Annotated in this window: 5 protein-coding genes and 1 pseudogene; all 6 read left to right on the forward strand. The window is 47.1% G+C overall.

Annotated elements, in window-relative coordinates:
• Positions 1-174 precede the first annotated feature (174 nt).
• On the forward strand, positions 175-702 hold the full coding sequence (locus tag IQ224_RS21650) for a hypothetical protein (RefSeq protein ID WP_228036346.1): 528 nt from the start codon (positions 175-177) through the stop codon (positions 700-702).
• Complete coding sequence (locus IQ224_RS21655; protein WP_194033482.1) at positions 695-1,516, forward strand: hypothetical protein; 822 nt, start codon at positions 695-697, stop codon at positions 1,514-1,516. Before IQ224_RS21650 ends, IQ224_RS21655 begins: the two co-directional genes overlap by 8 nt.
• 9 nt (positions 1,517-1,525) lie before the next feature.
• Positions 1,526-1,738, forward strand: coding sequence for a type II toxin-antitoxin system HicB family antitoxin (locus tag IQ224_RS21660; protein WP_002793068.1), 213 nt, complete (start codon positions 1,526-1,528; stop codon positions 1,736-1,738).
• Between the two features lie 22 nt (positions 1,739-1,760).
• Positions 1,761-2,000 carry an antitoxin gene (locus tag IQ224_RS21665; RefSeq protein WP_149989826.1) on the forward strand — a complete coding sequence of 80 codons (240 nt, stop codon included), beginning with the start codon at positions 1,761-1,763 and terminating at the stop codon, positions 1,998-2,000.
• Between the two features lie 9 nt (positions 2,001-2,009).
• A complete protein-coding gene (locus IQ224_RS21670) occupies positions 2,010-2,438 on the forward strand; it encodes a type II toxin-antitoxin system VapC family toxin (RefSeq protein WP_110580495.1) in 429 nt (142 codons plus the stop codon).
• Positions 2,439-2,788: 350 nt separating this feature from the next.
• Positions 2,789-4,769 (forward strand): annotated as a pseudogene (locus IQ224_RS24410) (soluble NSF attachment family protein); the annotation flags it as partial.

A 4,769-nucleotide genomic window follows, 5' to 3' on the forward strand; every position in this document is an offset into this window, starting at 1 on the left:
TAAAAATTTTGTTAGAATTTCATCCAGATTTATGAGTTGAAATCGATTTTTCATGGACAAAGTTCTTAAAACCTGTCTATCTCCAGCGTTGGATGATAATTATCTGTCAAAAAATAATGCTTCTACACAAGTTCTCTATTTAAATAAGAGAATTTTATCTGAATTTTTTTCAAAATGAGAATTGCTGGCCAAATGCCTTCTGAGTTGAGAAATGAGGCGTTGAAAAAGATTTTAGCAAGGGAATTAGAGATTGAACGTCAATTAGGAGGAGAACAGGAAAGCAAGTCTCAACTAGAAGGAACTGTAACTCCTGATTTATCGAAAGCAAGCTTAAAGGGAGTTAGAGAACAGCGTCGGAAAGAGTCCCAGGGGGATAAGTTTCAGCTTAAAATAGCGCAAATTAGTCACAAGGGAGCAGATAATCAGCCTGTGTGGGTGTTCGAGAATAGGACAGGTGAGCCTGTTTTGATTGGGGAATTAGCGGATTCCCTTGGTAAAATGTTAATTGCGGGTGTTCCCTGGAGCGTTGAAGCGACATTTACTCCTGAAATGCGTCAGGTTGTGATTACGGGTTTAGAAAATTTATTTAAAGATGATATTTCTGGACACAAATTAAACGTATTTGAGTTAGCAGTAGCTAAGTTATTTTTAAAGCATAAAACCCAACCCTATCTAAGTCGTCAGGTATTACGTTATGAGTGATGCAGATTTTATTCGAGAAGTTGAAGAACTGTACCTGCGTCTTGCTAATGCAGATACAGATGATCTGGTTGAGTTAGCTAAACTTGCGGGTTTAGACCCTAAAACAGATTTAGCCGACTCTGTTTGGGTTCCCTATCCCAGCTTTGGGGAATTTCGCCAGAACACCTTAGCGGCGGTGGTGCTGACAGATTATCTAGAAGAGCATGGGATAGAGGTAGATGCTGCGGCGGCTGATAATGCTCAAGTGGTACTACCCAAGCTAGGTAAACTGGAAGCTATATTGATTCCTCAAGACTCTGGTGGAGAACCGTTGGATTTAAGCCAAGTTAGGGTCGAAATTGACTTAAATCCAGCAACATTGGCCTATATTTTAGTCGAGTTAGGGGAAGGAGGAGCTTGGTTAACTGGGGTTCTGTTGAGTTCGGATCTGCGTCAGGATTTCCCAGAAGGCGGTGCGGTGTCTTTGTCCATGAGGAAACCTATATCGGCGCTGTGGGAAGCTTACCGTCGGTGGGAAAACTGTCAGCAAATCATGGCGCAGTATATCGATAAACAAGGCTGGTCAGTGGAACAGCGATCGGAGGTAATCACGGTGTTAAACTGGGTCTGGGACTATCGGCAGGACTATGAGCGTCCGACGCTATTAAAGGAGTTTTTAGAAGAGAAGGCCAGCGAGAATCATGAGAATTTTAAACCCTTAGTCTCGCGTCCGGAAGGGGTAAGGGAAGCAACGCCTGAGCCGTCTTCAGAGGGTGCGGTGGACTGGCTAGAGGTGGCGATGGATTTGCTTGATGAATTGGGAAAATGTATTTAAAAAATAATTATGAAAAGCATTAAAATAATTGTCGAAAAACACCCAGATGGCTATATTGCTTATCCTTTAGGTATTGAAGGAGTTGTCATTGGCGAAGGCGAATCATATCAAGAAGCGCTAGAAGATGCGAAATCAGCACTCCGTTTTCATATTGAAACCTTTGGAGTAGAAGTTTTAGATACTGAATATTCTGTCTTAGAAGCGTCTATTATAGTAAGGTGATCATTAACAAAGAGGTCAACAGATGCAAAACTTACGTCAGGTTTCTTTACTAACAAGTGGACAAGAGCAAGTCTTAACTATTCCTCCTGAACTTGCCCTATCAAGCACAGAGGTTTTGTTACGCAAAGAAGGTCATCGCTTAATCATTGAGCCGATTTCTTCTGGTTCTCTAATTTCTTTGCTGACTACTTTGCCAGACATTACAGACAATTTTCCTGATATAGATGAAGGGTTGCTTTCCCTTGATGACATCACATTTTAGTACCACCCAATGACCTATCAATATCTTCTTGATACTAACATTCTGTCAAATTTGATCAAGTATCCTCAAGGTCAGGTTTTCCGGCATATTGTAGATGTGGGCGAAGAAAGCGTTTGTACGAGCATCATTGTGGCGTGTGAATTAAGATTTGGCGTGGTTAAAAGTGGTTCCTACCGTCTGGTACAGCAACTAGAACGCATCCTTGAGTTCTTGACAGTTTTGCCATTAGAATCAACTGTAGATAAGCACTATGCCCTAATTCGTAAACATTTGGAGCAAGCAGGAACCCCAATCGGTCCAAATGATTTACTGATTGCTGCTCATTCTCTAGCGCTTGATTTGACTCTTGTTACCGCAAATATTCGTGAATTTGAGCGTGTTCCTGGTTTAAAGTTAGAGAATTGGTTGATTGATGATGAGAAAATCAGTCAAATTTGATCAGATTAAAAAATGTAGAATGGTAAAATGTAGGGTGCGTTAGACGGCGATAATCTCTGCTTAAACTTAAATCTAACAATCCGTCGTAACGCACCACATCTATCATTAATTTAACTTCATTATAAGTAGGTAGGCGTTAAAAATTATCAGATGCCCCCCTTATCAAGGGGGGACTAAGGGGGGATCAACACCCCCCTTATCAAGGGGGGACTAAGGGGGGATCAACACCCCCCTTATCAAGGGGGGACTAAGGGGGGATCAACACCCCCCTTATCAAGGGGGGACTAAGGGGGGATCGAACCCAAAATCTATCTTCAATTTAATTAGAACCACTACTACTAAAACCAATCATGAACGAAGCAAGAATAGAAGCTTACTTAGCCCTAATCCAAGCGCTCCTCCAGTGCGAAAATGGTCAGGAACCAGCGCTATTACAAGCTAACGCGGAATTATTTGATGCAGGCTTAGTCGCTGTGATGAAGCAGTATGCAGGCTTCTTAGAACAGCAAGGAGACAGCAATAACGGGAGATGGTTGCTGAATCTGGCGCAACGGTTAGAGCAAATTTTAGACCCGCCCAGAGACAACCAAAACCCCTACGGCAGTTTTTTACAAACCCTACTGCAAACTATCGTAGAAAGTGACGGAAACCGCCAAGCAATTTATCCCCTGCTTGACAATAACCTCCATCTCTTAGATGAAAACTTAGTTAACCTCCTCCGTGCTTGGGGAAATTATACCAAGGAACAAGCCAGTCCAGAGGAAGCCTACCAAGTAGCGGCACTCCTCTATCGTCTTGCTTATGCTTTTCATGAATTTCCTAAAGGTAATCCACGCATTAACCTAGCCATTGCCGTCTATGGATACGAATTTTGCGCCCAAACGGAACGCCAACTGGGATTAGAAAGGAATTTAGCCCAAACCCTCACTAATCTGGGCGCTGCCTACATTACCCAAGCCCAACAGGGTCAAGAGCCGGTAGCTAACCTAGAACGGGCGATCGCCGCCCTCACCGAAGCCGCCACCATCCGCCGCCAACCCGGATTAGAAAGGGATTTAGCCCAAGCCCTCAATAATCTGGGCGTAGCCTACCGCACCCAAGCCGAACTGGGGAAAGAGCCGGTAGCTAACCTAGAACGGGCGATCGCCGCCCTCACCGAAGCCGCCACCATCTGCCGCCAACCGGGATTAGAGAGGGATTTAGCCCAAGCCCTCACTAATCTGGGCTGTGCCTACTGGATTCAAGCCCTACTAGGGAAAGAGCCGGTAGCCAACCTACAACGGGCGATCTCCGCCTACACCGAAGCCGCCACCATCTTCCGCCAACCGGGATTAGAAAGGGAGTTAGCCACAACACTCGATGGTATGGGCATAGCCTACCGCACCCAAGCCGAACTGGGTCAAGAGCCGGTAGCCAACCTAGAACGGGCGATCGCCGCCTACACCGAAGCCACCACCATCCGCCGCCAACCGGGATTAGAAAGGGATTTAGCCGCAACACTCAATGGTATGGGCAATGCCTACGTTACCCAAGCTCAACTGGGGAAAGAGCCGGTAGCTAATCTAGAACGGGCGATCGCCGCCTACACCGAAACCACCACCATCTACCGCCAACTGGTATTAGAAAGGGATTTAGCCAGAACCCTCAATAATCTGGGCGTAGCCTACCGCACCCAAGCCGAACTGGGTCAAGAGCCGATAGCTAACCTAGAACGGGCGATCGCCAACCACACCGAAGCCACCACCATCCGCCGCCAACCGGGATTAGAAAGGGATTTAGCCCAAACCCTCACTAATCTGGGCGATGCCTACCTCACCCAAGCCGAACTGGGGAAAGAGCCGGTAGCCAATCTAGAACGGGCGATCGCCAATTATCGAGAAGCACTTTCCTTTCTCAACCCCACTCTCTTACCTGCTGACACCCTGAGAACTGGGCGCAACTTAGGCAATCTCGGTTTCCAGCAGGGTTGGTGGGACATTGCCATCGAAGGCTACAGCGTCGCCGTGGAAGCCGTTGAACAAAGCCGCGCCTGGGCAACCAGTGAAGCCCTTCGCCAAGAGATTGTCCGCGAGTCCATCGGCGTTTATGAAAACCTAATCCAAGCCGCCGTTAACCAAGGCGACCTCTCCCTGGCGCTGCGAACCGTCGAACGTTCCCGCTCCAAACGCCTCGCCGACCTCATCGCTGTGGGCGACCTCTACGCCGATGGGCGCATTCCCCCAGAGATCCAAGCCTGGTACCAGCAGGTTAAGGAAAGCCGTCAGATCCAATCCCAACTCCGTCAAAACCCCCTCGACCAGCCCGGATTCCCCCAGAAACCCCAACCCGCCC

The organism is Microcystis sp. LEGE 00066 (genome assembly GCF_015207925.1).
Lineage (GTDB): Bacteria > Cyanobacteriota > Cyanobacteriia > Cyanobacteriales > Microcystaceae > Microcystis > Microcystis ichthyoblabe_A.